Source organism: Candidatus Protofrankia californiensis (genome assembly GCF_900634765.1).
Classification (GTDB): Bacteria; Actinomycetota; Actinomycetes; order Frankiales; family Frankiaceae; genus Protofrankia; species Protofrankia californiensis.
Map to the genome: position 1 here is coordinate 1 of NZ_CAAAFT010000229.1, position 4,395 is coordinate 4,395.

At 67.4% G+C, this 4,395-nt stretch carries 2 protein-coding genes and 3 pseudogenes; 1 reads left to right on the plus strand and 4 read right to left on the minus strand.

The features are described from left to right. Nucleotides 1-200 precede the first annotated feature (200 nt). Nucleotides 201-1,499, plus strand: coding sequence for a zinc ribbon domain-containing protein (locus DD1DGNOD_RS12485; protein ID WP_165036637.1), 1,299 nt, complete (start codon nucleotides 201-203; stop codon nucleotides 1,497-1,499). Nucleotides 1,500-1,580: 81 nt separating this feature from the next. Here DD1DGNOD_RS12485 and DD1DGNOD_RS12490 read toward each other — a convergent pair. The 4 genes and pseudogenes from DD1DGNOD_RS12490 to DD1DGNOD_RS12505 form a co-directional block, all read right to left on the minus strand. Beyond that, nucleotides 1,581-2,060, minus strand: a pseudogene (locus DD1DGNOD_RS12490) (IS6 family transposase); the annotation flags it as partial. Between the two features lie 36 nt (nucleotides 2,061-2,096). After that, nucleotides 2,097-2,363, minus strand: a pseudogene (locus DD1DGNOD_RS12495) (transposase); the annotation flags it as partial. 315 nt (nucleotides 2,364-2,678) lie between these two features. Continuing rightward, nucleotides 2,679-3,500 (minus strand): annotated as a pseudogene (locus DD1DGNOD_RS12500) (HARBI1 family protein). A 304-nt stretch (nucleotides 3,501-3,804) separates the two neighbouring features. Beyond that, nucleotides 3,805-4,395 (minus strand): transposase (locus tag DD1DGNOD_RS12505; RefSeq protein ID WP_165036639.1); only part of this gene is annotated, 591 nt, incomplete at its 5' end.

Below are 4,395 nucleotides of genomic sequence, written 5' to 3' on the forward strand. Positions count from 1 at the left end.
CGGGATGCGGGAGCGCACCGGGGCGGCCAAGGGCGAGGTGGTCTGGCGCCGCCCGCATCAGACCGGGATCCAGAACATGCTGCGTAACCCGGCCTACGCTGGGATCTACGCCTATGGGCGGACCCGCGTCGATACGGGCCCGTGCGCTGTCTGGGCATCCGCATACAGGCCGGGTCCGTACCGCGTCCGACGACTGGCTGGTGACGATCCCCGGACTGCTGCCCGCCTACATCACCGTCGAGCAGTACGAGGCCAACCTGGCCCGGATGCAGGCCAACCGGGCCCGGGCCGAGTGCCTCGGTGCTCCCCGAGACGGCCCCGCGCTGCTGGCCGGGCTGGTGATCTGCGGGGTCTGCCACCGGCGGATGGGCGTGACCTACGAGCGCAGCCGCACCGGTCTGGTGCACCGCTATGTGTGCCGGCGCGGGCACCTGACCTACGGGGTGGAGCGCTGCCAGCAGATGGCCGGGGCCTTCCTCGATGCCCATGTGGTCGAGCAGGTACTCGCCGCACTGGCCCCGGCGGCGGTGGAGCTGTCGGTACAGGCCACCGGGCAGATCGAACAGCGCCGGCTGGCGTTGGACCGTCTCTGGCGGCAGCGGCTGGAACGCGCCGAGCAGGCGTGTGCGCGGGCCCGGCGCCAGTATGAGCAGGCCGAATCGGAGAACCGCCTGGTGGTCCGGCAGTTGGAGTCCGACTGGGAGGCCGCGCTCACCGTCCGCCAGCAGCTCGTCGAGGACTACCAGCGGTTCATCCGCACCCGCCCTGTCCGGTTGAGCCCGGTGGAACGGGCCGCCATTCGCGCGCTGTCCCGTGACATTCCCGCGCTGTGGCAGGCGGCGACCACCACCTGCGCCGACCGCAAGCAGCTGCTGCGCTGCGTGGTGGATCAGGTCGAGGTCACCGCCGAGGGTGCGAGCGAGAACGTGCATACCACCCTCGTGTGGGCCGGCGGGAGCCGCAGCAGCGCCGAGTTGGTGCGGCCGGTGGCCCGGGTCGATCAGCTGTCCTACTATTCCCGGCTGGTCGACCGGCTGCGGGCGCTGGCCGCCGCTGGGTTGACCGCGAAGGCCATCGCCGACCAGCTTGCCCGCGACGGTCTACGGCCGCCCCGCGGACAGGAGCGTTTCCATGACGGTGAAGTCCTCCAGCTTCTTCACCGGCACGGTCTGTGCCCCGCCCGCCCGCAACCGCATGCCGAGGAGGATCTTCTCGGGCCCGATGAATGGTGGCTGGCCACGCTCGCCCGTGAGATCGGGATGCCGGTGGCGACGCTGTTCGGCTGGCTCAGGCGCGGCTGGATCACTAGCCGGCAGGAGACCCGGCCACCTCACCGGTGGATCATCCTTGCTGACCGTGGCGAGGTCGAACGGCTACGGGCTCTGCACCAGTTGCCCGCCGGCTACCACAACCGGCGCCGCTGGACCGGGGAAGAACCCGCCGACCCGGGAAAGGAGTCTGATTCTCATGCGGCACGAACCCGACAGGAGCTGCACTGAGACCACGACATCTCGGCGGGGTTGAGCGGGTCTGTTGCATTCAGCGGAGTCAGGACATGGCGAGCCCAGCCGAACCGCTGATCAGACCGCCAGCGCGAGCTCGGCGAAGGCAGCCGACACCCGCAGGTGCGGTTCGGCGTCGACGCCGAGTTCGTCGTGGCCGCGGCGAATGTTCCGCACGAACGCATGCCCGGAACTGATCGTCTGCGCGGAGCGCAGGCGTGTGAGCCCGCGCATGGGTCGGAGCCGGGCTTTCAGCTGGCTGTGATCGGACTCGATCCGGTTGTTCGCCCGCCGGGCATCGACATGGTGGGCGGCGGGCAGCAGCTCGTCGAGGATCCGCGGGTAGGAGGCGGCCTGGTCGGTGGTCACCTCGACCGGGCGGCGGCCGTGCGACAGGGCCCGGGTGAAGAAGCGGCGGGCTGCGGCCAGATAACGCTGGTCGGAGGCGAACACGTCGATGACCTGCCCGTCCTGGTCGACCGCCCGGTACAGATAGACCCACCGGCCGGAAACCTTCACATACGTCTCGTCGACAAACCACCGATCCCCGGGAATGTGGCTCTTCTGCTAGATCAGTGGATATCTGATCGGTGATCATGTGACTCGGCCGGGAAGGGTTATGTTGAGGCCACCGCGGGTGAGGGTCGCCTTGGCGATCAGTGCGTCAGGTGAATGGAAGCCGCAGGCGCGTCGGGTGAGCTGGCGCAAGTGGGTGTTGGTGGCCTCGGAGCGGGCGTTCGAGACGGCGTACTCGAGGGTGTTCCGGATCGCCAGACGCTGTTCCTCCACGGTTTTGGCGATCGCGATGAATTCCGGGATTTGGCTGCGGTAAGCCCAGGACAACCAGCCCGCGAGGAGTTTCTTCCCCGCGTCGCCACCGACTGAGCCTTTCTGCGTAACGACTCGTTACGTTCGGTAGCAAGATGCAGAGCCGCGAGAATAGACAGGGCCACTACACCCCGGCCGGCTATTCCACCAGTCGCGGTAGGCCAACCGAATGTCCCGGACCGGCCAATTCCCACCGGTCTTGGGCGCGCTCGACAGGAATCCCCTGCACGGGAACGTTAAGTAACGACAGTTGGGTGGGGTGAACGTGTCCGCCACCGGAATGCCATGATCTTGCTGTTCGGTCGGCCCGGCCCGCCGTGACGACCCCTACGACACGCGCGGGCGGGATCAGGTCGTCCGGTCGTGCTCGACGTGCAGAAGCACCAGGGCCGCCGCCACGATCCTCCCGATCTTCCAGGGGCACATCCTGACACGACGCAACGCCTTGAACGTGACCTTCAGCAGCGTGTTCGCACGCTCGCCGACCGCCCGCTTGCCGTTGTGGGCCTTGTTGGAGGCCTTCTGCTCCTCGGTAAGTTCCCCACCCTTCGGTTTCTTGAACGCCACCACGATGGTGTCCTTCTCGCCTTCGTAGCCGAGGTCACCGAGGGTGGCCAGTTCCGCGCCGATCTCGGAGAGCAGGGGCAGGATGTCGGCGTGTGCGCGCAGCGCGGTGGTGTCGTGTTCCCGGCCCGGGCCGCACCTGCGAGGTCCACAGCGGCCAGCCGTCCGGTCCGCTGAACACCTGGACGTTGCCGCCGTGGTGGTGATGCTTACCCGACCACCACAGGTCCACCCCCGCGGTGGGCCCGGGGGTCCCCACCTGATCCGTTTCGATCAACGTGCCGTCCACGGCGACGTGGCTGTAGCCGGCTATCTTCGCGCCCAGCAGCGCCGACCGAAGCGTCGGCGCCCGCTCGGCGAGCACGTCGACGGCCTCGTGGATGAATCGTAAACAGCCGATTTACCCATTTTGTTGTCGGTGGCCAGCTGCGTGGCCCGGGTGCCGTCGAGGAACCAGCGCGCCACCAGCACCGCCTGCTGCACGCAGGTCAGCGCCCGGGTACCGGCCCGGGTGCCGCGCCGGGCACGCTCCGCTTCCAACAGGCGTTCCAGGAACTGGACCGTCTCGTCACGTGCCGGCAGCACGGCTGTGTATGTCACACTCATCGGGACGCGGAACCCCCCTGAAGCTGATCTTTCGCAGGAACAGTCTTCCTACCGGGGTTCCGCGTCTTCGGGTGGAATCCGCCACGCTGTCGGCGTGTCGCACCGCCACCGCCACGGACGGCAATGGCTCGTCACCCGGCACGTGTCGTTGCCGGCGTGGGAGGCCCCGCCATCAGGCGGGTAAGCATTGGCCGGTCCACGGCAATCTGTTGGCATGTCATAGCTGCCGGAAAGGCCCACGCCGAGTGTAAGGACTCGCCCATTCTTTCGATTTTGCCGTCTGGCTACCCATCGCGACGGGTCGTTACGCGGAAAGGCTCACTGTGAACACCTCCCGTAACTGCTCTTTCAAAAGGTAGGCGGTATACAGCTTCCGGTTCGCCTTCTTGATCGAGGCGACGGTGGTGCGCTGGTCCCCGCTCTGGTTCCCCGGGTTTTTCAGTAACGCCCACCGGGTACCTTTCAACTCCTTGGCCGCTTTACCCCGGCCGGCGTGGCGCAGCTCGTTCACGGTACGCCGACGGACCGCGTCGACCGCTCCCGTCGCCCACGCCACCACGTGGAAGGGGTCCATGCACCGCTTCGCCTGCGGGCAACGGGCTTTGACCACCATGGAGATCCACTCGGCGGCGTCCGCCGACACGATCGTGATCTTCCTGCTGCGGTCGTCGCCCAGCAGATCGAAGAACGCGTTCAACGTCTCCTTGCAGCGGCCTTCACCGGCCCAGACAATCCGGCCGGTGTCATGGTCGATAACGACAGTAAGATAATGGTGCCCTTTCCGGTAGGAGATTTCAGGCTCTTTGCAGTTGGCCGGATTCTGTATTCGGCTGATTACGCCGCCCGCGGGTGGGTGGTGACGGGGGGTAGCCAGTCGGGGCGGGTGGAGCGGGAG